General features: G+C 60.6%; 23 protein-coding genes. 16 read left to right on the top strand and 7 right to left on the bottom strand.

Annotation, left to right across the window (positions count from 1 at the left end):
• The first annotated feature begins 3 nt into the window (after window positions 1–3).
• From WMO46_RS12915 to WMO46_RS12905, 3 genes are read left to right on the top strand one after another with little or no spacing between them, the layout of a single operon-like run.
• Window positions 4–1,671, top strand: coding sequence for a PKD-like family lipoprotein (locus WMO46_RS12915; protein ID WP_349094477.1), 1,668 nt, complete (start codon window positions 4–6; stop codon window positions 1,669–1,671).
• A gap of 18 nt (window positions 1,672–1,689) precedes the next feature.
• Window positions 1,690–4,341: a zinc-dependent metalloprotease gene (locus tag WMO46_RS12910; protein WP_276759315.1), complete on the top strand. Its 2,652-nt coding sequence runs from the start codon at window positions 1,690–1,692 to the stop codon at window positions 4,339–4,341.
• Between the two features lie 11 nt (window positions 4,342–4,352).
• The gene (locus WMO46_RS12905) at window positions 4,353–6,968 is read left to right on the top strand and encodes a zinc-dependent metalloprotease (RefSeq protein WP_349094476.1); all 2,616 of its coding nucleotides are present in this window, start codon (window positions 4,353–4,355) and stop codon (window positions 6,966–6,968) included.
• A gap of 61 nt (window positions 6,969–7,029) precedes the next feature.
• Here WMO46_RS12905 and WMO46_RS12900 read toward each other — a convergent pair whose 3' ends face one another.
• The 4 genes from WMO46_RS12900 to WMO46_RS12885 form a co-directional block, all read right to left on the bottom strand.
• Window positions 7,030–7,842: an SDR family NAD(P)-dependent oxidoreductase gene (locus WMO46_RS12900; protein WP_302589637.1), complete on the bottom strand. Its 813-nt coding sequence runs from the start codon at window positions 7,840–7,842 to the stop codon at window positions 7,030–7,032.
• Complete coding sequence (locus WMO46_RS12895; RefSeq protein ID WP_349094475.1) at window positions 7,842–9,056, bottom strand: NADH:flavin oxidoreductase; 1,215 nt, start codon at window positions 9,054–9,056, stop codon at window positions 7,842–7,844. The genes WMO46_RS12900 and WMO46_RS12895 overlap by 1 nt, the downstream gene beginning before the upstream one ends.
• A gap of 44 nt (window positions 9,057–9,100) precedes the next feature.
• Window positions 9,101–9,862 carry a DUF1295 domain-containing protein gene (locus tag WMO46_RS12890; protein ID WP_129652007.1) on the bottom strand — a complete coding sequence of 254 codons (762 nt, stop codon included), beginning with the start codon at window positions 9,860–9,862 and terminating at the stop codon, window positions 9,101–9,103.
• A gap of 174 nt (window positions 9,863–10,036) precedes the next feature.
• Window positions 10,037–11,452, bottom strand: a complete 1,416-nt coding sequence (locus tag WMO46_RS12885; RefSeq protein ID WP_019150533.1) for a glutamate decarboxylase — start codon at window positions 11,450–11,452, stop codon at window positions 10,037–10,039.
• A gap of 96 nt (window positions 11,453–11,548) precedes the next feature.
• On the opposite strand from WMO46_RS12885, the gene WMO46_RS12880 reads away from it, so the two are divergent.
• Complete coding sequence (locus WMO46_RS12880; protein WP_019150532.1) at window positions 11,549–12,262, top strand: SIR2 family NAD-dependent protein deacylase; 714 nt, start codon at window positions 11,549–11,551, stop codon at window positions 12,260–12,262.
• Window positions 12,263–12,343: 81 nt separating this feature from the next.
• On the opposite strand, the gene meaB is transcribed toward WMO46_RS12880, so the two are convergent.
• Both meaB and WMO46_RS12870 read right to left on the bottom strand, forming a co-directional pair.
• Window positions 12,344–13,471, bottom strand: coding sequence for a methylmalonyl Co-A mutase-associated GTPase MeaB (meaB, locus tag WMO46_RS12875; RefSeq protein WP_349094474.1), 1,128 nt, complete (start codon window positions 13,469–13,471; stop codon window positions 12,344–12,346).
• A 6-nt stretch (window positions 13,472–13,477) separates the two neighbouring features.
• Window positions 13,478–13,942 carry a hypothetical protein gene (locus WMO46_RS12870; RefSeq protein ID WP_196016633.1) on the bottom strand — a complete coding sequence of 155 codons (465 nt, stop codon included), beginning with the start codon at window positions 13,940–13,942 and terminating at the stop codon, window positions 13,478–13,480.
• Between the two features lie 94 nt (window positions 13,943–14,036).
• Here WMO46_RS12870 and WMO46_RS12865 point away from each other — a divergent pair, with 94 nt between their 5' ends.
• Complete coding sequence (locus tag WMO46_RS12865; protein WP_288661737.1) at window positions 14,037–15,026, top strand: glycosyltransferase; 990 nt, start codon at window positions 14,037–14,039, stop codon at window positions 15,024–15,026.
• On the opposite strand, the gene WMO46_RS12860 is transcribed toward WMO46_RS12865, so the two are convergent.
• Complete coding sequence (locus WMO46_RS12860) at window positions 15,011–15,295, bottom strand: hypothetical protein (protein ID WP_195497165.1); 285 nt, start codon at window positions 15,293–15,295, stop codon at window positions 15,011–15,013. The two genes, WMO46_RS12865 and WMO46_RS12860, sit on opposite strands and share 16 nt — an antisense overlap.
• Window positions 15,296–15,686: 391 nt before the next feature.
• Here WMO46_RS12860 and WMO46_RS12855 point away from each other — a divergent pair, with 391 nt between their 5' ends.
• The 11 genes from WMO46_RS12855 (at window position 15,687) to tsf (ending at window position 24,599) form a co-directional block, all read left to right on the top strand.
• Complete coding sequence (locus WMO46_RS12855) at window positions 15,687–15,947, top strand: hypothetical protein (protein WP_276714249.1); 261 nt, start codon at window positions 15,687–15,689, stop codon at window positions 15,945–15,947.
• 14 nt (window positions 15,948–15,961) lie between these two features.
• Window positions 15,962–16,372 (top strand): methylmalonyl-CoA epimerase, encoded by a 411-nt coding sequence (mce, locus tag WMO46_RS12850; RefSeq protein WP_019150527.1) that lies wholly within the window; start codon window positions 15,962–15,964, stop codon window positions 16,370–16,372.
• Between the two features lie 4 nt (window positions 16,373–16,376).
• Complete coding sequence (locus WMO46_RS12845) at window positions 16,377–17,942, top strand: acyl-CoA carboxylase subunit beta (RefSeq protein WP_019150526.1); 1,566 nt, start codon at window positions 16,377–16,379, stop codon at window positions 17,940–17,942.
• A 13-nt stretch (window positions 17,943–17,955) separates the two neighbouring features.
• Entirely contained in the window at window positions 17,956–18,291 is a 336-nt protein-coding gene (locus WMO46_RS12840) for an OadG family protein (protein WP_458693329.1), read from the top strand.
• A gap of 13 nt (window positions 18,292–18,304) precedes the next feature.
• Window positions 18,305–18,766, top strand: a complete 462-nt coding sequence (locus tag WMO46_RS12835; RefSeq protein WP_019150524.1) for a biotin/lipoyl-containing protein — start codon at window positions 18,305–18,307, stop codon at window positions 18,764–18,766.
• Window positions 18,767–18,770: 4 nt separating this feature from the next.
• Complete coding sequence (locus WMO46_RS12830) at window positions 18,771–19,982, top strand: sodium ion-translocating decarboxylase subunit beta (protein WP_129652011.1); 1,212 nt, start codon at window positions 18,771–18,773, stop codon at window positions 19,980–19,982.
• Between the two features lie 82 nt (window positions 19,983–20,064).
• The gene (locus WMO46_RS12825; protein ID WP_349094473.1) at window positions 20,065–21,582 is read left to right on the top strand and encodes a TonB family protein; all 1,518 of its coding nucleotides are present in this window, start codon (window positions 20,065–20,067) and stop codon (window positions 21,580–21,582) included.
• 184 nt (window positions 21,583–21,766) lie between these two features.
• On the top strand, window positions 21,767–22,222 hold the full coding sequence (gene rplM, locus WMO46_RS12820; RefSeq protein WP_019150521.1) for a 50S ribosomal protein L13: 456 nt from the start codon (window positions 21,767–21,769) through the stop codon (window positions 22,220–22,222).
• A gap of 5 nt (window positions 22,223–22,227) precedes the next feature.
• Entirely contained in the window at window positions 22,228–22,614 is a 387-nt protein-coding gene (gene rpsI, locus WMO46_RS12815) for a 30S ribosomal protein S9 (RefSeq protein ID WP_009598525.1), read from the top strand.
• A 214-nt stretch (window positions 22,615–22,828) separates the two neighbouring features.
• Complete coding sequence (rpsB, locus tag WMO46_RS12810) at window positions 22,829–23,734, top strand: 30S ribosomal protein S2 (RefSeq protein WP_026076470.1); 906 nt, start codon at window positions 22,829–22,831, stop codon at window positions 23,732–23,734.
• A 34-nt stretch (window positions 23,735–23,768) separates the two neighbouring features.
• Window positions 23,769–24,599 carry a translation elongation factor Ts gene (tsf, locus tag WMO46_RS12805; protein ID WP_019150518.1) on the top strand — a complete coding sequence of 277 codons (831 nt, stop codon included), beginning with the start codon at window positions 23,769–23,771 and terminating at the stop codon, window positions 24,597–24,599.
• Window positions 24,600–24,616 lie beyond the last annotated feature (17 nt).

Genomic DNA, 24,616 nt, shown 5'->3' with positions numbered 1-24,616 from the left:
AATATGAAGTCATTTGGCATATATCTCGCCGCACTGTTCGCAGGTGCGGCCCTGGCAACCGGTTGCTACGAGGACAAGGGAAATTACGATTACACCACGACCGGCGACGACATCGTCGTCTACCGTCTGGATACGATGAAGTCGGTCCGCCTGAGCTGGAGCTACGACGAGGAGATCGTCATCGAGCCCGGTTACAGGATCGTTCACGACCGGGTGTCGGAAGGCCGCCTGCGTTACGAATGGAACATCGACGGGGAGACGGTCTCCACGGATCGCATCCTGTCGATCGACCCGCTGTCGGTCGGACGGCATTCGGGCAGCTTTACGGTCCTCGATGCCGACCGTCAGATCCGTTACAGTACGATTTTCACCCTGACGGTCACCTCCTCGTTCGCCGAGGGGTGGTTCATTCTCTCCGACGACGGCGGCAAATCGCTGCTGAGCTACGTCAATCTCGTCGATGCCTCGACGCCGGGCGAACTGGTCCGCGACGTTTACGGCGAGGTGAACGAAGGGGAGCTCGGTTCGGACCCGCGGAAGGTCCGGCTGGTGGCATACGACGGCCTGAACGTCGCCTATGAGTGGGAGGTCCTGCAAGGCAGCGGAAGCGTCAGCCTCGATCAGGCCACGCTGACCAAGACGATCGACATCGACACCGAATTCGTCGGCGGACAGGCTCCCGAAGGCTTCGTTCCGGTCGATGGATTCCAGCGGGACGGAGGTTCGATCGTCCTGTCGGAGGACGGCAAGGTCTACCAGCGCGATTTCAGTTTCTACAACGATTATCCGGTCGCCCATTCGGGCAAATACGGCACGACGCCCGTCTATTTCGACGGCGGCATGGAGATCGCGTTGATGAACGGTTTCGACCACTTCACCAACAAGTCCTACGGCCATATTCCCTATGCGCTGCTCTACGACCGGCTGAACAACCGCCTGCTGAGCGTCTACGGGTTCAATGTCCGGGGAAACACCTCCAGCAAGTTCGGCGTGTTCCGCGCGTTGAAAGTGCCCGACGCTGCGTCCGTGAAGCCCGGGGATACCGATCCGGAGTCGGGACTCGTGTTCCCCGATGTCGCCGACCTGGGGGACTATACGGTTCAGGCCATGGGAGCCCGCGTCACCTATGCTACGGTCGGCGTTGCCACCACCTCGACCAATTACCTGCTGCTCCGTTCGAAAACGGACGGTAAATATTACCTGCTGTCGTTCGATTACAAGATGAACAGCGAATCGTCGGTTAGCCTTGTGCTGAATAGTTTCCGGGCTTTCCCCGAAACACAGGGCTTCGGACCCGAAAGTCTGTTCGAGGTATTGATCGGCGGCAGCGAGTACATCTTCTATACGGCAGGGTCGAACAATGAGACGCTTTACGCATACGATATTCTGAGCGGGGCCTCGGCTCCGGTCTATACGGCTTCGTCGCAGATCACGGCCCTGCGTCCGGGGGTGGTGTCGGTTCCGTCGTCGTTCGCGGCCTATGCCAAGACGAATTACCTGGACCGCATGCTTCTCGGCACGACATCGGGAACGCTGGCGCTGCTCGACATCTCGGAGGCGAAGATCGCGGAGGGCGCCGCTCCCGAACTCGCTTCGTTCTCCGGGCTGGGCAAAGTCGTGGATATGGATTTCTATGTGGCGAAAAATCCCTATTGCTACTTCGGGTTCTGATTTTTGAACTATTAATTTATGTTGAAGAAAACCGTTTTATCATTGTTTTGCTGCGGTCTGCTGGCCGGGACGCTCGGTGCGTTCCCGGCGGCGGCCGCTTCGAAGAAAAAGAAAAAGGCGAAATCCGAACAACCGGCTCCCGCGCCGAAAAAGACGAGCGAATACGAGAAGCTCTTCAAGGAGAAGCACGAGACGGCCGACGGCATGATTCGCCTGCACAAGGTCAAGGGTAAACTCTATTTCGAGTTCCCGGTGGCACTGCTCGGGCGCGACATGCTGCTCGGATCGACCGTCAGCGAGATTTCCGACAACGGCGACGCCGTCATCGGTTCCAAACCGACCGATCCGCTGTGGATACAGTTCACCCGCACGGGCGACAAGGTGCAGGTCCGCAAGCTGGTCCGCGACAACGTGACCGACGCGGCGAGCCCCAATATCGCCCGGTCGCTGGCGAACAACAACATCGGCGCGATCATCAAGTCGTACGACATTGCGGCGTGGAGTCCCGACAGTTGCGCGGTCGTTTTCAATGCGACGGACCTCTTCCTGAGCGACAACAAGGCTCTGACGCCGTTCGACCCCTACGGAGAGAACCTCTACTACGGGAGGGTGACCCGCTCGGCGAGCTACCAGTCCGACAAGTCGTTCCTCGGGGAGATCCGCGCCTTCGAGGACAACGTCGTGATCCGTAGCCACCTGAGCTACACCTACACGCTCAAAGCCGGAAGCAAGGAGATCGCCTCCGACGTGCCTTTCACGGCCGTCATGACGCGTTCGCTCGTGCTGCTGCCCGAAACGCCTTACGAGCCGCGCTTCGTCGATAGCCGCATGTCGGTTTTCCCCACCGGGAAGATTCTTTTCAGCGAGCGGGAGCAGCAGGCCAAGCTGCTCTGCTACGCCAACCGCTGGCGCGTCGAGCCGTCGGACGAGGCGGCCTACCGCCGCGGGGAGCTCGTCCGGCCCAAGAAACCGATCGTCTTCTACATCGACCCCGATTTCCCCGAGAGTTGGCGCAAGCCCATTTTCGAAGCCGTCGAGCAGTGGAACGAGCCGTTCGAACGCATCGGATTCAAACAGGCCGTCGAGGCCCGCGAGTTCCCGAAGGACGATCCGGAGTTCGACCCCGACAACATTAAATATTCGTGCATCCGCTATGCGCCCATCGGCATCTCCAACGCTATGGGGCCCTCGTGGGTCGATCCGCGTAGCGGCGAGATCGTCAACGCCTCGGTCTACGTGTTCCACGACATCGTCAAGCTGGTGAACAACTGGCGCTTCATCCAGACGGCCCAGGCCGACAAGTCGGTGCGCAGCGTGAAACTGCCCCGCGAGGTGATGGACGACGCCCTGCGCTACGTGGTGACCCACGAGGTCGGGCATTGCCTGGGATTCATGCACAACATGAGCGCTTCGGCCGTCATTCCGGTCGATTCGCTGCGCTCGCCGTCGTTCACGCAGAAATACGGCACGACCACCTCGATCATGGACTATGCGCGCTTCAACTACGTGGCCCAGCCGGGCGACATGGAGCGGGGCGTGCGGATGACGCCTCCCCGTTTCGGCGTCTACGACTACTACGCTGTCAAATGGCTCTATACGCCGGTCTTCGACGCCGCATCGCCCGAGGAGGTCTACAAGATCACGTCGCGGTGGATCACCGAGGCCGCCGCCGATCCCGTGCTCCGCTACGGCAAGCAGCAGGGCGCCGTGCTCGATCCCCGCTCGCAGACCGAGGACCTCGGCGACGACGCCGTGAAGGCTTCGGAGTACGGCATCCGCAACCTGCGCTACATCCTTGCCAATCTGAACGACTGGGTGAAGGACGAGGACCGCGACTACTCCTACCGGACCGACATTTACAAGGGCATCGTCAGCCAGTATATCCGTTACATCGGCCACGTGTTCGCCAACGTGGGCGGCATTTATCTCAACGAGAAGCACGTGGGCGATCCGGTCGATGCCTACAAGAGCGTTCCCAAGGAGCGCCAGCGCGCCGCCGTGCTGTTCCTGCTCGGCCAGCTGGCCGACCTGGACTGGATGGATGACGAGGGCCTGATGCGCAACATTCAGTTCATGGGTTCCCCCAAGGCTTACATGCAGATCGCCATCATCCGCGCCGTGGTCATGAGCGCCGTGAAGGTCGAGAACTCCGCGCAGCTCTCCGACGATCCCTACACCGTCGAGGCTTGCATGAAGGACATCTACGATTTCGTCTGGAAACCCACCGTGCAGGGCAAGAACCCCACCGAGGAGCAGATGATGATCCAGCGCGAATACCTGCTGACCATCTGCAAGGCCGCCGGGCTGAAATACGCCGGTACGGGCGCCGTGCCGAAAGCCTTCGCCGGCGGGCCGGACGAGGAGATCGGGTTCGATCCCTACGCCATCGCCGTTCCGGAGTGCCTGCGGGGGTATCAGTCCATGACCGACAACCTCTGCTATTGCGGTTCGGAGCACGTGCATTCGCACGCCGGGGCTGATCCGGGGCCGGTTTCGGGCTACAATCCGCCGCGCATCCTCTACGTCGTCAAGCAGTCGCTCGAAGCCGAGAACTACGCCAACCTGCTGCGCGTGCAGCGGCTGCTCAAAAGCCGCGTGAACAGCGGTTCGCAGAAGACGCGGATGCACTATGCGCTGATGTTGCACAATATCGAGAAAACCTTGAAATAAGCGAAACGGCGATGAGAAGATTTTTACCGACAGCCCTGCTGACCCTTCTTTCCGTCCTGCTGGCCGGGGGCCTGACGCTGCTTCCCGGAACTGCTTCGGCGGCCCGCGGCAAAAAGAAGTCCGCGTCCGGGACGACGGAGACGCCCAAACCGCTCTCCGCCTATGAAAAGCTCTTCAAGGACAAGCGTGTGACCACGGTCCGGGGTTTCATGACCCTCCACATGTTCGAGGGCAACAAACTCTACGTCGAACTGCCCGATTCGCTGCTGGGGCGCGAGATGCTGCTCGGTACGACCATCGAGGAGAGCTCCGACCCCGGCGAGGGCTTCGCCGGACAGCAGCCCCGCGATCCGCTCCACGTGGTCTTCACCCGCAGCGATTCGCTCATCTGCCTGCGGCGCGTGCATTCCGACGTGCTGGTCGAGGGCGACAGCCTGATGGCGCGGGCCGTGCGGCGCAGCAACATCGACCCGGTGATCGCCTCGTTCCCCGTGAAGTGCAAGGCGCCCGACGGTTCGTCGGTTTTCGAGGCCACGTCGTTCTTCGTGAACGGCGCTCCGGCGATGCGGCCGCACGATCCCTACGGCATCAACAGTTTCGGAGGATTCCTCTCCACGACGGTCAACTACGTGGCGGGATGTTCGCTGCTGAGCGGCGTGGAGGCTTTCGCCGACAACGTGTCGGTGCTCAGTTCGCTTTCGTTCACGCTGACGACCCGTTTCGGCGGCTACCTCATCAACAAGGACACGCCTTACACGGCCCTTGCGCGCCGTTCGCTGATGCTGCTGCCGCGCGAGGTGATGATGCCGCGGCTGTGCGACTCCCGCATCGGCACGGTTCCCGTGGCCTTCGTGAAGTTCAGCGACCGGGAGCAGGAGGCCAAGGCGGTCTACTATGCCTGCCGCTGGAATCTCAAACCCTCCGATCCCGCGGCGTTCGCGGCCGGGAAGCTCACGACGCCCGAACGTCCGATCGTGTTCTATGTCGATGACACGTTCCCGGCAGGGTGGTATGATGCGATCCGGCGGGGCCTGCTCAGCTGGAACGCGGCTTTCGAGAAGATCGGCTACCGCGATGCGGTGCAGGTGCGGCCCTATCCGCGCGACGATGCGTCGTTCGATCCCAACGACATCAAGTTCTCGTGTGTCAAGTACGCCAATACGATGGGGGAGAGTCTTTCGAGTTCCGCGCGCATAGATCCCCGCAGCGGCGAGATTCTCAGCGCGACGATCTGCATCCCGCACAACGTGACCTCGCGGATACGCACCGACCTCTTCGTGCAGCTGGGCGCCGCCGATCCCGACGCGCGCCGGGTGAAGATGTCCCCGGAGCTGTTCGGAAAGGCGCTGGCGGCCGACGTGGCGCGCCATACCGGAGCCTGTCTGGGCCTTGCGGTCAACTACGCCGGTTCGTATTGCGTGCCGGTGGATTCGTTGCGTTCGCCCTCCTTCACGCAGCGTTACGGGATTTCGGCTTCGATCATGGACGAGCTGCCCTACAATCTGGTCGCACAGCCGGGCGACAAGGAGCGCGGCGTGGCCCTGATGCAGCAGGGGCCGGGCGTCTACGACGAGTACGTCGTCGATTGGCTCTACCGGCCCGTTCCGGGTGCCGCGACGCCCGAGGACGAGGTGGCGGAACTCGACCGCCGCATCGCCGCGCGCCGCAGCGATCCGATGTGTCTCTATACGCCTCCTCCCGTGGCCGTGGCGCTCGATCCCCGGTCGATGCCCTACAACCTGGGCGACGATCCGGTCCGGGCCGCAGCCTACGAGTTCGCCAATTACGCCTATGTGATGAAGCATGCCGACGAATGGATCGGGGAGGAGGATGCCGACTATACGTTCCGGTCGCTCGTGCAGGCCAGCGTGATGAATCAGCTCTATTATGCGTTCGTCAGCGTTTCGGCCAACCTCGGGGGTGTCTATCTGAACGAAAAGTACGAGGGCGACGCGCTGCCGACCTATCTCTCCGTTCCCCGCGACCTGCAACGCCGGGCGCTGCGATTCATGCTCGAACGGCTCGAAGACATGTCGTGGCTCGACAACGAGCGGCTCAACAAGGATGTGGTCGAGGTGGTGTCGCTGGGCGAATATTGCCGCGACATGCTCAGCGACGTGATCTTCAAGAGCCTTTCGACGCTCGACCTGAGCGCCTCCAAATCGGACGACCCCTATACGCAGGACGATGCGATGGACGATCTCTACCGCTATATCCTGCGGGATGTCGCCGTGGGACGGGAGTCCACCGAGGCCAATATCGCCATGCAGCACCTGCTGCTGATCAACGTCATCCGCAACGCAGGCGTGGTGACGCAGACCCGCAGGTCCGCCGCATCGGCTTCCGCGTTCGCCGGAGAGGCGCTGCCCGATGCCGCGGCGCTCTCCCGCCTGGCGAAGATGGCCCGGGTGTTTCCGGAGATGACTTCGGACCCGGTGTCGGGCGTGCTGCCGATGCGGAGCGTCGCTTTCCTGGTCCGTCCGGCGGTGGATTACAAGCGTTACGGGATGCTGCTCGACATGAAGAAGCTCTACCGGAACGCCCTCGGCACCTCTGCGTCGGAGCGCATGAAGAACCACTATCGCTATATGCTTCTGGCGATCGACCGGGCGCTCAAAGTGGACTGACGCACGGAGTAATCGTAAAAAACAATGCGGCTTTTCGGCCGCATTGTTTTTTTGCGTATGGCTACGCCTGGAATCTCATCGTAAACTTCCGGATCGGCCTCAGCACCCACATCGGCAGCGCTTTGCAGAGGGGAATCCACGCGCGGTTCCACCAGTCGGGAACGATGCACCGGCGGCCCCGCCACAAGGCCCGCAGTCCGCGCCGTGCGCACGAGTCGGCGGAGATGAGCACCCCGATGCGTCGGCCGATGCGCTGCCAGCGGGGCGTCAGCCCGTAGAGGTCCGTGGCTACGCCCGCCGGACATACCGCCGTGACGCGGATGCCGTGCTCCTGCACCTCTTTCGAGAACGCCACCGAGAACGACCGCAGATAGGCTTTCGACGCGCTGTACAGCGACAGCCCCGGGAAAGGCATCCACAGCGAGTAGGAGGACATGTTGAGGATATACCCCCGGCAGCCTCTGCGCACCATGTCGGCGGCCGCCAGACGGCACAGCTGGGTGTTCGTGAGGGCGTGCAGGAGGATGATCCGTTCGATGCGCTCGGGCGGCGTCTGCAAGATGTCGCGGAACGAGAAAATCCCCGCGTTGTTGATGAGTACGTCGATCTCGACCCCTTCGCGCCGCACGGCCTCCCAAAGCTCCTCGGCGGCCTCCGTGCGGGCCAGGTCGATCTCGACGATGCGCACGTCGCAGCGGTTCGCGGCGGCGCGTATCTCGGCGGCGGCGGCTTCCAGCGGTTCGCGGCGGTTGCCCGCCAGCACGAGGTCGTAGCCCAGCGCCGCCAGCCGCAGGGCATAGCAGCGGCCGATGCCCGATCCGGCGCCCGTGACCAGCGCCCGGGCGCTTCCCGGTGTGATTGCTCCGCGTTTCATCAGGGCAGGCGTTTCAGTTCTTCGACGATCTTCCGCGGCAGGTCGGGGCAATCCTTGCAGCACTTCATGTCCACGGAATACATCCGCGCGATGCAGTAGTTGCGGTGGTCGCAGGCGCTGCGCGTCGCGGCGTCGCCCGCGCGGAGCTTATCAACGAACGACGGGTCGTTCACCAGCGCCCGGGCCATCTGCACCAGCTCGAATCCGGCGTCCAGCGCCCGGTCGATGCCCTCGCGGCTGACGAGTCCCCCGACGTAGATCAGCGGACCTTTCAGCTCGGCCCGGAACTTCTTGGCGTCCTCCAGAAAGTAGCACTCCTCGAAGGGGAACTGCTTGATCATAAAGGGGCCGCACCAGCGGATGAAGTAGCGCAGCCACAGCGGCGAGTAGTAGCTCATGGTGTAGATCGGAATCAGCCCCCGCATGACGGCCATCGGGGCCTTCGACACGAACCCGCCCGAGAGGACGATGCCGTCCACACCGAAGGATTCGATTGCCCGTGCGATCTCGATGCTTTCGGGGATCTCGATGCCCCCTTTGAATCCGTCGTACATGTTGTGTTTCACGGTGATGGCCATGCCGCATGCGCGGGCCGCCTCGACGGCCTCCCCGAGACACATCCGCATGAACCGCATGCGGTTCTCCAGCGATCCGCCGTACTCGTCGCGGCGGTGGTTGGTGTAGGGCGAGAGGAACTGCGAGATGAGGTATCCGTGCCCGGCGTGCACCTCCACGGAGTCGAATCCCGCGTCGTGCGCCGTGCGCACCGCCGTGCCGAAATCCCGTGCGACCTGTTCGATCTCGCGTTTTTTCATGCCCCGCACGGGCGTATAGGCATAGAGGTTGAATCCCGACGAGGCGCCGATGGGCATCTGCCCGGCGGTCGTCCAGTGGGTCATGTTGCCGCAGTGGCCGATCTGGATGGCGGCGGCAGCCCCTTCGCGGTGAATGGCGTCGGTGATGTCGCGCAGCCCCGGGACGATCTCGGGGCGCAGCCACAGCTGCTTATTGAACGACAGTCCGCTGCGGCACACCGCGGCATAGGCCAGCGTGGTCATGCCGATGCCGCCGCGGGCCACGGAGACGTGGTAGTCTTTGAGTTGCTGCGTGGGACCGAAGTCCTTGCCCATTGACTCGAAAGCCGCCGAACGGATCGTGCGGTTGCGCAGCGTGACGGGGCCTAATTTGTAAGGGGTGAAGAGAGAGGAATTCATAATTCACAGTTCATAATTCGTAATTGGCGGGCGGGGCCTTCTATCTAATAGATGAAAGGGATGATGCGTTTTCGGCGGAGTTTCGTGAACTCCTCGCCGAACTCCTGCTCGTAACGGCGGCGGAGCGACGCTGCGCGGGGTGCGAGGTTGGCGAAGGTCCACCATGCGAACACCGCGCCCGCCCACGACCACGAGGCGATGGCGAAGCCCGTCCACTCCATCAGTTCGCCGAAATAGTTGGCCGACGAAACGTAGCGGAACATTCCGCCGCGGGGGATGTAGTGGCGCGTGTCGCCGGGCTTCCGCAGGTTGCGGATGATGTGGTCCGAGTGGAGGTTGACGGCCATGCCGGCCAGGAACAGCGCCCCGCCGACGTAGATGTAGGGCTGTGAGAACCAGTCGGCGTAATAGTCCGCAGGCGAAACGTAGAAGATCCATCCGCCCTGCATCAGGGCGTTGAGCGTGTTGAAGACCATGCCCATCAGCACGATTCCGAGGGGCATTTTCCCCTTTCCGCGGATCAGCAGCGGGAAGATGAAGGCCCGCTGGAGGTAGTGCGCCTGGAAGAGACAGAACAACGCTAGCGGTCCGGCCTGCCACATCCGTTCGGACGAGGCCCACAGCACGCACATCAGGATGAAGACCGGGGATTCCATCACCACCCAGCCGATTTTGTTCGGCACGGGAGGTCCGTATCGGCGGTCGAAGAGGTAGCCGTAGCCGGCTTCGAAGAAGTGGAGTGCGGCGAAGACCACGCCGGCCAGCAGGGCCATGACGGTCAGGAAGATCGAAAAGGTTTCTGTCATAATCGCATGCGTCAGGTAAAAACGCGTTAAAGATACGGATTTTTTTGCTTCCGGCAAGTTTTCGGATGCGCGGATATTGTCCAGTTTGGCATCGGGATATGGCAGGGGCGCAAGAAAACGGCCCCGCTTCATTTTCCAAAGCGGGGCCGTTTGCCGGAGATTTCCGGCGTTCGATTAATGCGTGTAAACTTTGCCTTTCTGATGCTCCTTGTTCTCGTACTTGATGCGCGAGGGGGTGGGGTACTGGAGTTTCTCGAACTCGGCGACGGCGTTGCGGATGTCGCCCAGCAGCATGTCGGCCATGTCGCGCGACATGCCCTGGCGCACGACGATGCGCATGACGATCAGGTTGTCGATGTTCTTGGGCATGGTGTAGGCCGGAACCATCCAGCCGCTCTGCTGCAACGATGCCTGGAGGTCGAAGAGCGTCCATTTGGCCTTCTTGTCGTACTCGGGGTCCATCATCCAGATGAACAGCGGGTTGACGACCTCCTTGGCGTAGTTCCTGAAGCACGGCATCTTGCCGATCTGCGTGTGGCAGTACCGGGCGATGTCCATCGAGTTCTGCTGAACCTCTTTGTAGCCCTCGAATCCCAGACGGATGAAGTTGTAGTACTGGCCGAGAATCTGCGCCGCCGGGCGCGAGAAGTTCAGACCTACCTGCGTGATGTTGGCACCGAGGTAGTTGACCGAGAACGACATCTCGTCGGGCAGGTATTTCTTGTCCTTCCATACGACCCATCCCAGGCCCGGGTATACCAGTCCGTATTTGTGGCCCGACGTGGAGATCGACAGCACCCATTTGAGGCGGAAGTCCCACTTCTTTTCGGGACGAAGGAACGGCAGGATGAAACCTCCCGACGCCGCGTCCACGTGGATCGGAATTTCATAGCCGGTCTTCCGGTTGTAGGCGTCGAGGGCCTTGTCCAGCCCTTCGATGTCGTCGTCCAGACCCGTCCACGTCACGCCGGCGATGGGCACGATGCAGATGGTGTTCTCGTCGCAGACCTTCAGGGCCTCTTCGATGTCGAGCGTGGGCTTGTCGAGGGTCAGGGGCACGGTGCGCATCTCGATCTGCCACAGCTGGCAGAACTTCTCCCATACGACCTGGAATCCGGTGCTCATCACGAGATTCGGTTTGTCGAAGGGTTTGCCGGCGGCCTTGCGGCGGTTGCGCCAGCGGAGCCATGCGGCCACGCCGCCCAGCATGCAGGCTTCCGACGAGCCGATGCCCAGCGCTCCGGTCTTCCACTCGGCCTTTTCGGGCGTGTTCCACAGGTTTGCGACGATGTTCAGGCAGCGTCCGCACATCACCGCTACGCGGGGATACTCCGTTTCGTCGATGTAGTTGATGTTGATGGCCTCGTTCATCAGACGTGTGGCGTAGTCGTCCATGTAGGTCGTCACGAAAGTTGCCAGGTTCAGCCGCGGCTGGGTCTGGGGATAGGTCTCGTCCTTGACCAGCTGATAGGCTATTTCGGGTGCGGTCTTCTCCTTGGGGATGAATTCCGTCGGAGCCGGCGAACGCATCTCCTTCGATCCGAAAATGTCTGTCAGGGTGTCCTCGGGTGTGTGTTTTTGCTGATTCATAATGCGAAAATTTTGTTTTTGGTATACATCGTCCGAATCTTGCATGAACTATGCCATAAATTTCGTACTTTTACCCCTGTGTAACTATTCCATGCCATGAAAAAACTCGTAGTCTTTACCGGCGCCGGAGTCAGCGCCGAAAGCGGTCTTGCGACGTTCCGCGATTCCGACGGGACGTGGGGGAATTACAAGATCGAGGAGGTTTGTATTCCCGAGGCTCTGGATTTCAACCGTCGGGGCGTGATCCGTTTCTACAACGACCGGCGGCGCGAGATGCTCGCCGCCGAACCCAATCCCGCGCACCTGGCTATCGCCGCTTTGGAGCGCGATTTCGACGTGCAGGTCATCACCCAGAATGTCGATAACCTGCATGAACGGGCCGGTTCGACACACATACTCCACCTTCACGGCGAGCTCACCAAACTGCGTTCGTCGGACGATCCGTCGCTCGTCGTGCCGTTCGGCGGCATCGAGCAGGGGTTCGACGACACGGCTCCCGACGGCTCGCTGCTGCGTCCGCACATCGTCTTCTTCGGCGAGCCCGTCCCCGAGTTCGGGCGCGCTTCGGCGCTTGCCGCCGAGGCCGATATTTTCGTGGTGATAGGCACGTCGCTGGCGGTCTATCCCGCTGCGTCGCTGGTGCGGTGCGTGCGTCCCGAAATTCCGGTCTATGTGGTCGATCCGGGCCGCCCGGCGATCCGGGGCATCCGCAATCCGCTGGAGGTGATCCGCAAATGCGCCGGCGAGGGCGTTCCGGAGTTGGCCGATCGCCTGCGCGAAATCTATGCGGAACATCCCGTGCACGCGTAAGACGCCCCTCCTTTCCGCATATGAAAATCCCGCCCCTCGATGCCGAGAGGCGGGATTTTCGTCCGATGGCGGGACGGCGGACTATTCCGGCTTCCCGGCCCTGTCCTTGAAATAGATCTCCAGCAGCTCCTTGGCCGCGATGAACGACGATATGCGGTCTTCCAGCACGCGCTTTTCGTACTCTCCGATGCGCCCTTCGACGGCCGGATCGCGGTAGAAACTCTCCCGCAGCGCTTCATGGATCGTTTCGTACATCCAGTATTTGTTCTGCCGGTTGCGGTTGTGCTGGAAATAGCCGTTTTTCCCGATGTGGTCGAGATACTCCTCGACGCCTTTCCAAACCTCCTCCAGCCCCGTCCTGGCCACCGCCGACGAGGTGTAGACCTTGGGGCGCCAGCCCGATTCGGGCACCGGGAACAGCCTCAGCGCGCTTTGGAACTGCGTCTGCGCCAGCTCCGCCTTGTGGATGTTCTCGCCGTCGGCCTTGGTGATGACCATCAGGTCGGCCATCTCCATGATGCCGCGCTTGATGCCCTGCAATTCGTCCCCCGCGCCCGAGATCTGCAACAGCATGAAGAGGTCCACCATCGAATGCACGGCGGTCTCCGACTGCCCGACGCCCACCGTCTCGATGAAGATGACATCGAACCCGGCGGCCTCGCACAGCACGATCGTTTCGCGCGTCTTGCGGGCCACGCCGCCCAGCGATCCCGCCGAAGGGGAGGGGCGCACGAAGACCGAAGGGTTGTTGCAGATGCTCTCCATGCGGGTCTTGTCGCCGAGTATCGAACCGCCGCTGCGCTCCGACGAGGGGTCGATGGCCAGCACCGCGAGCTTGTGGCGCAGCGATACGACCATGTTGCCGATGGCCTCGATGAACGTGGACTTGCCAGCTCCCGGGACGCCCGTGATGCCGATGCGGACCGAATGCCCGGCGTGGGGCAGACACGCTTCGATGATCTCCTGCGCCTGCGCATAGTGCGCCGGATTGGACGATTCGACCAGCGTGATGGCCTGCGAGAGGGTGGTGATGTTGCCCGCGAGGATGCCCGCGACGTACTCTTCGGTCGAAAGCGCACGCTTCTTGCGCCGCTTGAAATAAGGGCTTATTATCGGTTGGTCCTCAACTCCTTCCGTGACATTGAGGGCCGTATTGTGATGCGTGTCCGCGTACTCTTTTTCGTAGTGGTCTATCTTGGTGAATGACATGGGTCGTTACCTGGTTGTTTGTTCGATCAGTTTTTCGTTGAATTGCAGCGAGTTGCCCATCCACGTCGCGCGGTTCCTGGCATCGGTGAGCACCCCGAACGGCACGTAGGTCACGCCGAAGGCGGTGAACGCCTTTTCCGTGCCGAGGGCCGCGCCGATCCGCTTCGAGAGATAGGGCCTGAGCAGCGGCGTGACTTTCGCGGCGTCCTCCTTCGTGACGACGATCACGCGCAGTTTGGCCCCTGTTTTGTCGGTGATCTCCTTCAGGCGTTTGAGCGAGGCGATGCAGGCGGGGTTCGAGGAGTGGAAAAACTCGATGTAGGTCGCGGGTGCGGCCTCCGGCTGGTTGTCGTCGAGCCATTTCGAGATTTTGAGCTCGGGAACGCGGTCGCCGAGCACGATATTCTGGGCTGCTGCGCCGCCCGCAGCCGCGACAGCCGCGAACGACAGGATAAGGAGCACTTTCTTCATAGAGAACCTTGTTTTTGTACACGAATAAAAGTGTCGTTACGACACCAAAGATAACGATTATTTGCCAGATGGAACAATTTTTCAGGAACAAGTTATGAAAATAGGACTCGATACGGCCCCGGTCACGCTCCGGGGCAATTACTTTCAGCACCTGGCCGGGGTGTTGGAGAATTACGCTCCGGAACATGAATATGTCGTTGACGCAAAGCGCTATGGGCACCTCGACCTGTACCACGGCTTCAGATCCTCGCTGCCGCTCTCCGTACATCTGGGGCGCATTCCGGCGGTGATGACCGTCCCCAACCTCGATTTCCTGCGTTATCCGCACCTCTACACCTTTTCCGAGCGGCTCATCGCCCTGCGCCTCTACCGCCGGGCGCTGCGGCAGGCGCGGCGGGTCATCACGGTCAGCACGCCGGCCCGCGAGGAGCTGTCGCGGCGCCTGCGCATCGACCCCGCGAAGATCGAGGTCATGATGCCGCTCGCAGCCCGCGTGCCGCAGGAGCCGCCGCTTCAAGCGGAACTTGAACACACGCGGCGCAAATACGGTCTTCCCGAGATGTTTATTCTGATGATAGGCACCGTCGAACCGCACCATAACCACGAAGCGGTGCTGGATGCGCTCGCGCTGCTGGATTCGCGTGTCGGGGTGGTCGTCTGCGGCCGCCGCACGGTCTATTCGGATTTTCTGCTCAGCTATGCCCGCGAGCGGCATTTGGCCACGCGCGTGGATTTCATCTACGAGCTGACCCCCGCGGACCTTCCGGCGTTGTTCCGCATGGCGCGGGTCTTCGCCTACCTGCCCGACGCCTGCTCCGAGGCGTCGATCGTGCCGGTGGTCGAGGCGTTGCGCGCCGAGCTTCCGATGGTGCTGAGCGACACGCGGCTCAACCGCGAGGCCGCCGGCCATGCCGCCGCCTACGTGAACCCCGAGGCCCCGGGCGAGGTCGTCGCGGCGCTGGAGAACGCCCTCTGCGACGAGTCGTGGCGGCAGACGATGCGCCGGCGCGAACGCCGCCGCGCGGAGCTTTTCTCGGAATACGCTGTGGCGGAACGCCTTATGCAGATTTATACGTCGCTCTGACCGGCTGCGGGAAGTTCGATGCCTCTGATGCGGCCCGTCATCAGCCACTCCAGATCGATCTGCGGATAGCAGACGTGGATGCGGCGGGCCAGCTCGGGGGAGAGGGGCGCCAGGCCCGTCAGCACGTCGTAGAGCGCTTCGCTGTCGGGAAGGCCGATCCGCCGGGCGAAACTCCCGGTGTAGAGCCCCGATGCGCGGATTGCGAACCGGAGGCGTTCGTGGTCGAAACGGTTGTTGTCGCTGCGGCGGCGGTGGTCATGCTGTTTCATGGTGATGTGGATTTTGGGGACCTCTGTGCCGCGCCCGTAAAAATACGAACGCGGACTACTGTTTGCTTATTTGGTGAAAGGCTCTGGAAAACCCTGAAACAAATAAGCGCATATAGCCCGCGCCGTAACGACGTAGGAATCATATCCCGTGCCATACGGCGCAGGCTGCACCGCAAGCAGGATATACGCTTGACTGTTTCGAATAAAATTTTCCAGATTTTTTCACCAGCCAAGACAACCCGCTGTTGCGGATTGCAGGACAAAGATAGCAAAAAATACGTTTGTTCCAAAACCGAATTGCATATGGCTTTGCAAAACCTTCCGACTGATAAAAGGGTCGTTACGACCCCAAAGATAGGAAAAATGCGTTTGTTCCAAAACCGAATTGCATATGGCTCTGAATCTTCCGAATGATAAAAGGGTCGTCACGACCCTTTGTACGCCGAAACTGCGCGGTTTTTCCTTTCCGGCGGCGGTTTTTCCGAAGCCGCCCGGACCCGAAATCGTCTTTTCGGACACATCCCGCGAATTTCGAAGCCAAACTATTGCCAAAAAAAGTCCGCCGAATTTTGGCGGTTCTGAAAGATTCGTCTATCTTTGTGTTCGCAAAATAACAAAGGACGAAACAACACATAAATATTCACTAACTTAAATTTAATTGTTGCTATGAAAGTTTCTCATATCGAGCATCTTGGCATCGCCGTGAAGAGTCTCGACGAGGCGATTCCCTATTGGGAAAACGTATTGGGACTGAAGTGTTACGCCATCGAGGAGGTGGCCGATCAGAAGGTCCGCACGGCGTTCTTCATGCTGGGGCAGACCAAGATCGAACTGCTGGAGCCCACGTCGGAGGAGTCCACGATCGCCAAGTTCATCGAAAACCGCGGTATCGGCATTCACCACATGGCGCTGGCCTGCGAGAACATCGAGGAGCAGCTCGCCGACGCCGAGGCCAAGGGCATCCGCCTGATCGACAAGACCCCCCGCAAGGGCGCCGAGGGCTTGACCATCGCCTTCCTGCACCCCAAATCGACCCAGGGCATTCTGACGGAGCTTTGCGAAAACAAAAACAAATAAAGATATGAGCCAGATTCAGGATAAGATCAACCAACTGATCGAGAACCGCGAGACGGCCCGCATGGGCGGCGGACAGAAGGCGATCGACAAACAGCACGACAAGGGCAAGTACACGGCCCGCGAACGCATCCAGATGCTCCTCGACGAAGGTTCGTTCGAGGAGTTCGACATGTTCGTGACCCACCGCTGCTACGACTTCGGCATGGAGAAGAAGCACACCTTCGGCGACGGCGTGGTGACGGGGTACGGAACGATTGCCGGCCGTCTGGTGTACGTCTTCGCACAGGATTTCACCGTGACGGCCGGTTCGCTGTCGCTGTCGATGTCCGACAAGATCTGCAAGGTCATGGACATGGCCATGCGCAACGGCGCTCCGTGCATCGGCATGAACGACTCGGGCGGCGCACGCATCCAGGAGGGTGTCAACGCCCTGGCCGGATATGCCAACATCTTCCAGCGCAACGTGATGTCGTCGGGCGTCATTCCGCAGATTTCGGCCATCTTCGGCCCCTGCGCCGGCGGTGCGGTCTACTCGCCCGCGCTGACCGACTTCATCATCATGAAGAAGGAGACTTCGAACATGTTCCTCACGGGCCCGAAGGTCGTCAAGACCGTGACGGGAGAGGACGTGACGCAGGAGCAGCTCGGAGGAGCCACGATGCACACCACCAAGTCGGGCGTGGCGCAGTTCGCCGTAGACACCGAGGAGGAGGGTATCGAGCTGATCAAGAAACTGATCTCCTACATGCCGCAGAACAACATGGAGGACGCCCCGCTGGCCGTCTGCACGGACAAGATCACCCGTCTGGAGGATTCGCTCAACGACATCATCCCCGACAGCGCCAACAAACCCTACGACATGGCCGAGGTAATCCGTGCCATCGTTGACAACGGCGAATATCTGGAGTCGGCCGCAGGCTATGCCAAGAACATCATCACCTGCTTCGCCCGCTTCAACGGACAGTCGGTGGGCATCATCGCCAACCAGCCCAAGTTCATGGCCGGCGTACTGGACATCAACGCCAGCCGCAAGGCCGCGCGCTTCGTGCGGTTCTGCGACGCCTTCAACATCCCGATCGTGACGCTCGTGGACGTGCCGGGCTTCCTGCCGGGCACCACGCAGGAGTACGGCGGCGTGATCACCCACGGCGCGAAACTGCTGTTCGCCTACTGCGAAGCCACGGTGCCGAAGATCACCGTCACGCTGCGCAAGGCTTACGGAGGAGCCTATATCGTGATGTCGTCGAAGCACATCCGCGGCGACATCAACTACGCATGGCCGACGGCCGAGATCGCCGTGATGGGCGCCAGCGGCGCCGTCGAGGTGCTCTACGGCAAGGAGCTGAAAGAGCTGGCCGACAAACCCGAGGAGAAGGCGAAGTTCATCGCCGAGAAGGAGCAGGAGTACAACGACAAGTTCTCCAACCCCTACAACGCCGCCCGCTACGGCTATATCGACGACGTGATCGAGCCGCGCAACACGCGCTTCCGTGTGATCCGCGCCTTGCAGTCGCTGGCAACCAAGCGTTTGCAGAACCCGCCCAAGAAACATTCGAACATTCCCCTGTAAAGACCGATAGCTTATGATACTGCAAGCAATGAGTTGGGGATGGTCGGAGATACTCTGGGTGTCGCTGATCGGTTTCTGTCTGGTGGTCGTCATGCTGGTGGCGCTGATCTTCATCATGAAGGCTTTCGGCGCCTGCTTCCGGGTGCGTCCCGCGGCCGGCCGCAAGATCGACGCACAGCCGATGATCAGCCCCGAGGAGGTCGCAGCCATCGCCACGGCGCTCAAAATCTACAAGGGCGCCCTGCACGACCGCGAATCCGAAGTGCTGACCATTCTCAACATCAAGCGGGCCTATTCGCCCTGGAATTCGAAAATTCACGGTTTAACCCAGCTTCCCGACCGGAAATAACCTAAACAAGAAAATGAAAGATTACTCACTGAAAATCAACGGACATAATTACAGCGTTCAGATCGACGACGTGAACGAGGCTTCGACGGTGGCCCATGTCGTGGTGAACGGTGTGGATTACGAAGTCGAGATCGAGGGCGCAAAAGCCTCGACGGTCTCCAAACCCCAGGTCGCACCGGCTCCCAAGTCGGCAAACAGCGCCATGATAACCCCCAGCTCGGCGACTCCTTCGCCGCGCATCGCCGCTGCCGCCCCTTCGTCGGGGTACAGCGTGAAATGCCCCCTGCCGGGCACCGTGCTGAGCGTGAAGGTCGCCGCTGGCGATACGATCGCTGCGGGACAGACGCTCGTCGTGCTCGAAGCCATGAAGATGGAGAACAACATCGACGCGGACCGCGGAGGCGTTGTCAAGCAGGTCCTCGTGCAGCAGGGCGCTACGGTAATGGAAGGCGATGTGTTAATCGTAATCGAGTAGGCGTATGTGGAGTGCATTGACTTCCAGCTCCAATTTCGTGTTGGAGAGTCTGGAAACCTTTGTCGAGTCCACCGGCATCGCCGGCCTCTTGGCCAACATGGGGTGGGGCAGTCTGGTCATGATCTGCGTGGCCTTCTTCCTGCTGTACCTCGCCATCAAGCATAAGTTCGAACCGCTGCTGCTGCTGACCATCGCATTCGGCATGTTGCTGACGAACCTGCCGGGAGCCAACCTCTACCATACCGAACTCTTCGCCGGAGGGCATGTCCACTGGGATATTTTCGTGGCGAACGCCGGACTGCTGGACTACCTCTATCTGGGCGTGAAACTCGGCATCTATCCCTGTCTCATCTTCGTGGGCGTGGGCGCCATGACCGATTTCGGTCCGCTGATCGCCAACCCCAAGAGCTTCCTGCTGGGCGCTGCGGCGCAGATCGGCATCTTCCTCACGTTCATCGGCGCCTATGCGCTGGGCTTCTCGCCCTCGGAGGCCGGTTCGATCGGCATCATCGGCGGCGCGGACGGCCCCACGTCGATCTACCTCACCGCGATCCTCGCGCCCGAACTGCTGGGCCCGATCGCCGTGGCCGCCTACTCCTACATGGCACTCGTGCCGGTGATCCAGCCGCCCATCATGCGCGCGCTGACCACCGAGAAGGAGCGCAAGATCAAGATGCGCCAGCTGCGTCCGGTGTCGAAGACCGAGAAGATCCTCTTCCCGCTGATCATCACCGTCATCATCGCCCTGCTGCTGCCGTCGGCCGCACCGCTGGTGGGCTGTCTGATGCTGGGCAACCTGATGAAGGAGTGCGGCGTGGTGGACCGTCTGTCGAAGACCGTGCAGAACGAGCTGATGAATATCGTCGTGATCTTTCTGGGCCTCACGGTGGGCGCTACGGCCACGGCCGAGGCGTTTCTCAATCCCCGGACGCTCTTCATCCTGCTGCTGGGCGTGATCGCTTTCGGCATGGGTACCGCCGGCGGCGTGCTGCTGGCCAAGCTGATGAACCTCTTCTCGAAGGAGGGGAACAAGATCAACCCGCTGATCGGTTCGGCAGGCGTTTCGGCCGTGCCGATGGCTGCCCGCGTGTCGCAGACCGAGGGTCAGAAGGCCGATCCCTCGAACTTCCTGCTGATGCACGCTATGGGGCCCAACGTGGCCGGCGTGGTCGGTTCGGCGGTCGCCGCGGGTATCCTGCTCTCGTTCCTCGGATAACGGAGATCGTTTTTTGTGTAAAAGCCGGATTCGTTTCCGGCTTTTTTTGTTATATTTACGCAAATCATTAATCTCTGTTGCGATGAAACAACTGATTCTGCTGATGGCGGGATTCGCGGCGTTCCACGCAGCTGCCGCCGGACATTCTTCGGCGGCGGAGGCGGATTTCCCGGCCGTCTGTGCGACGGCGGCGGACAGTCTGCCGCCGGTCGATACCCTTGCGAACGAACCTTATCTGCTGGCCGATCCGATGCCCTCGTTCAACGGAAACGGAACGCTCGACTTCTGCCGCTGGGTGCAGGAGCATCTGCGCTATCCCTACGAGGCGGTTATCTACGGCATCGAAGGACGTGTGGTGGTGGGTTTCGTCGTCGAGGCGGACGGCAGGGTTTCGAATGCCGAGGTGCTGGCGTCGCCCGATCCGACGCTCTCCGAGGCCGCTCTGAGCGTCGTGCGCCGGTCGCCCCGCTGGGAGCCAGGAAAGTTGAACGGCCAGCCCGTGCGGGTCAGGCTCTCCTTTCCGATTGATTTCAACCTCCAGTTGTCGGGGGTAAAACCTGTTGTCGTTACGATGCTGCCGAAATTTCAGGGCGGCGGACTGATCGACTTCAAGCACTGGGTGCTCCGGAACGTGGAGTTCTCCGACAAGATTTTCTACCGCGGGGACGAAGGATGGGTCGAGGTGTCGTTCTCCGTGAACCGGAAAGGCAAGGTGCGCGAGATCGAGACGACCCGTTTCAGCGATCCGGATTTCGCCTTCCAGATTCAGCGGACGATCGCGTCGTCGCCGCTGTGGACTCCCGCCGACAGCAGCGGCAAGAGGCGCGGCACCGATTTCAAACTGCGTTTCGACCTGTCGTTGCAGCGCGGTCCGAACGGGCTTTATTCCGAGGATATGACGGCCTATACCGACGCCGACAGCCTGCCGCGCTTCTGCGGCGGTTCGCCCGGGATGTTCCGGGAGTGGGTGCGGCGGCAGGTGGACACTCTGCTGGGCCCCGGCGCCGCCGTGCCCCGGGTGCGGGTCAACGTGCGCTTTGTTATCGAACCCGACGGCACGATGACCGGTATCCGCGTGAGCGCTCCGAAAGAGCATTCGGGATTCGCCAAACTGGTCCGCATGGCCGTCGATAAGACCCCGCTGTGGACCCCGGCCGTGGCGGGCGGGGAAAAGGTCCGCTTCCGGATTTCGCAGATATTGCTTTTCGGGCAGGAGGAGGAGCTCGGGAAGAATCCCGATTCGCTCGACGTGCTGCCCAAATTTCAGAACGGAGGCTTGCCGGAATTCCGCCAGTGGGTGATGGAGACGGTGAAATTCCCGCGCGAGGCGCTTGAATCGGGCGTCGAAGGGCGCGTGCTGGCTTCGTTCGTCGTCGAGGCCGACGGCTCGGTGGGGTCGGTGCGGATCATCCGCTCGCCCCATCCGGTCCTTTCGCGGGAGGTGGTGCGGGCGCTGGCCGAGTCGCCCCGATGGACCCCCGGCAGCCAGAACGGCGAGCCCGTGCGGGTGAAATATACCGTTCCGGTCGATTTCCGGATTCCGGCGGAGCGGAAAACGGCCTCCGGCCCGGCGCAGGAACGCAATACTACCCGGCGCTGACGGCGCCGACGGTGGCTCGCAAAAGCCGTAACCTCTCTGAAAACGGGGCGGTTGCGGCTTTTTTTGCGCCGTTTGCGATTTTGATTTTCATTTGTCTTTGCAGTTCGAAAACTTTTTCGTACCTTTGCGCACCCGCAAAGTGCGGGAAACGGATTACAATAAGTTAAATTAAACGTAAACGAAAGTGGATTCATTAAGCTACAAGACTATCTCGGCCAATGCTTCGACGGTGACCAAAGAGTGGGTCGTCATCGACGCTACGAACGAGGTATTGGGACGTCTTGCATCGCAGGTCGCGAAGATCCTCCGAGGCAAGAACAAGCCCAGCTACACGCCCCACGTCGATTGCGGCGACTACGTCATCGTCATCAACGCGGAGAAGGTGAAGCTCACGGGCAACAAAATGACCGACAAGGTCTACACACGTCACACCGGGTATCCCGGCGGCCAGCGTTTCGCCACCCCCGCCGACTATCTGGCCAAGAAACCGACCTTCCTCATCGAGAAGGCTGTCAAAGGCATGCTGCCCAAGACCCGTCTGGGCGAAAAGCTGCTCACGAACTTGAAGGTGTATGCCGGCGCGGAGCATCCCCATGCCGCACAGAACCCGAAGACCATTAAATTAAACGAGATTAAGTAAGAGTTATGGAAGTTGTAAACACCGTAGGTCGTCGTAAGGCCGCTGTGGCTCGCGTATACGTGAAGCCGGGCAAGGGTCAGATTACAATCAACCGCAAAGCGCTTGAAGTTTACTTCCCGCTCGAAATTCTCCAGTACCAGGTGAAGCAGCCCCTGCTGGCCACCAACACCGTGGAGAATTACGACATCGCCATCAACCTCGATGGCGGCGGCATCACGGGACAGGCTTCGGCAGCTCGTCTGGGCATCGCACGTGCCCTGTGCGAGATCGACGCCGAGATGCGTCCGGTGCTGAAAAAGGCCGGATTCCTCACGCGCGATCCCCGCGAGGTTGAGCGTAAGAAGCCCGGTCAGCCCGGAGCACGCCGCAAGTTCCAGTTCAGCAAGCGTTAATACGCACGACCGGAATTTCGGCAACGCACGGCGACGGTTCTCAAACCACATGGATACTTATTATATATTGGGAATTTTTCATTTTCAATTCTTAATTTTTAATCAGTCTACTATCTGGTTGCTGCGCCGCGGAAAACTCGGGGGACCGGCAAGGCCGCTACCCGCCTGAGTTGATGAAAAGAGAATTAAAATTAAACCAACGAATCGAATTAAAATGTCACGTACAGATTTTAATACATTACTGGAAGCCGGTGCGCACTTTGGTCACCTGAAGCGCAAATGGAACCCCAAAATGGCTCCTTACATCTTCATGGAGAAGAACGGCATCCACATCATCGACCTGCACAAGACCGTGCTGAAGATCGATGAGGCTGCTGCGGCCATCAAGCAGATCGCCAAGAGCGGTCGCCGCGTGCTGTTCGTAGCGACCAAGAAACAAGCCAAGGAAATTGTTGCCGAAAAGGTGGCAGCCGTCGGAATGCCTTACGTCACCGAGCGTTGGGCCGGCGGTATGCTGACAAACTTCCCCACCATACGTAAAGCCGTCAAGAAAATGGCCACCATCGACAAGATGACCACCGACGGCACGTTCGATAATTTCTCCAAGCGCGAGAAACTTCAGATCGCCCGCCAGCGCGCGAAGCTGGAGAAGAACCTCGGTTCGATCGCCGATCTGACGCGCCTTCCGGCCGCCCTGTTCGTCGTTGACGTACAGAAAGAGGCCAACGCCGTGAAAGAGGCCAAACGCCTCAGCATCCCCGTATTTGCAATGGTAGACACTTGTTGTGATCCGACCGACATTGATTACGTTATCCCTGCAAATGACGATGCTACGAAGTCGATCGCCGTGGTTCTCGAAGCCATGTGCGCCGCTATCGCCGAGGGCACCGAGGAGCGCAAGCTCGAAAAGGAGAAGGAGGCACAGGAGGCTGAAGCCGAGGGTGCTGCGATCAAGAAGGAGGGCAAGCCCCGCATCAAGAAGGCCGTGAAGGCTTCGGTGGATGCCGAGGAGGCTGCCGTGGCAGAGGTGGTTGCCGCTGTCGAAACTCCGTTCGAGGAGCCCGCTGCCGCTCCCGCCGAGGAGGCTGCCGAAGCTGTTGCCGAGGAAAAGGCAGAATAATTGTATTACGAACCGTAAGAGAAAGGAAAAGATTATGGAAATCAAAGCTGCCGATGTAATGAAGCTCCGCAAGATGACCGGTGCCGGTATGATGGATTGCAAGAAAGCACTCATCGAGGCCGAAGGCGATTTTGCGCGTGCTCAGGACATCATCCGCGAGAAGGGTAAGCTCGTCGTTGCCAAGCGTGCCGACCGCACCGCTACCGAGGGTGTCGTCGTGACGAAGATCGTAGGCCAGAAGGCTTACATCCTCTGCCTGGCGTGCGAAACCGACTTCGTGGCTCAGAATGCCGAATACAGCGCTTCGGCAGAGGCCATGCTGGAGGTCGCCGTGAAGAACGACGTTGCCGACCGCGACGCTCTGCTGGCTACGAAGAACGGCGAAGGCCATACCGTCGAGGAGATGGTGACCGAGAAGTCGGGTCAGACGGGCGAGAAGATCGAGCTGGCATACTATGCCCGCATCGAGGCTCCCTACTGCGCCGCATACGTGCACTTCAACAAGAAGCTGGGTACGATCCTGGGCTTCAACAAGGAGATTCCCGCCGAGGTGGCCCACACCGTGACCATGCAGGCTACGGCTATGGCTCCGGTTTCGATCTCCGAGGCCGACTGCCCCGCAGAGGTCGTGGAGCACGAGCGCAAGATCGCCGTGGAATCCATGAAGCAGGACCCCAAGAACGCCAACAAACCCGAGGCCATTCTGGAGAAGATCGCCGAAGGCAAGATGCGCAAGTTCTTCGAGGAGAACACGCTGCTGGCTCAGCCGGTGGTAGGCGAGAAGGAGTCGATCGCCGACTTCATCCGCAAGGCCGACAAGGACGCCACGGTAGTCGCTTACAAGCGTTTCGCTTTGGGCGAGTAGTCCGAACCGATTCATAC

The organism is Alistipes intestinihominis, from assembly GCF_040095975.1.
Classification (GTDB): domain Bacteria; phylum Bacteroidota; class Bacteroidia; order Bacteroidales; family Rikenellaceae; genus Alistipes; species Alistipes senegalensis.
Note: the sequence above shows the minus strand (reverse complement) of the source record. Positions and strands in the feature narration are given on the sequence as shown.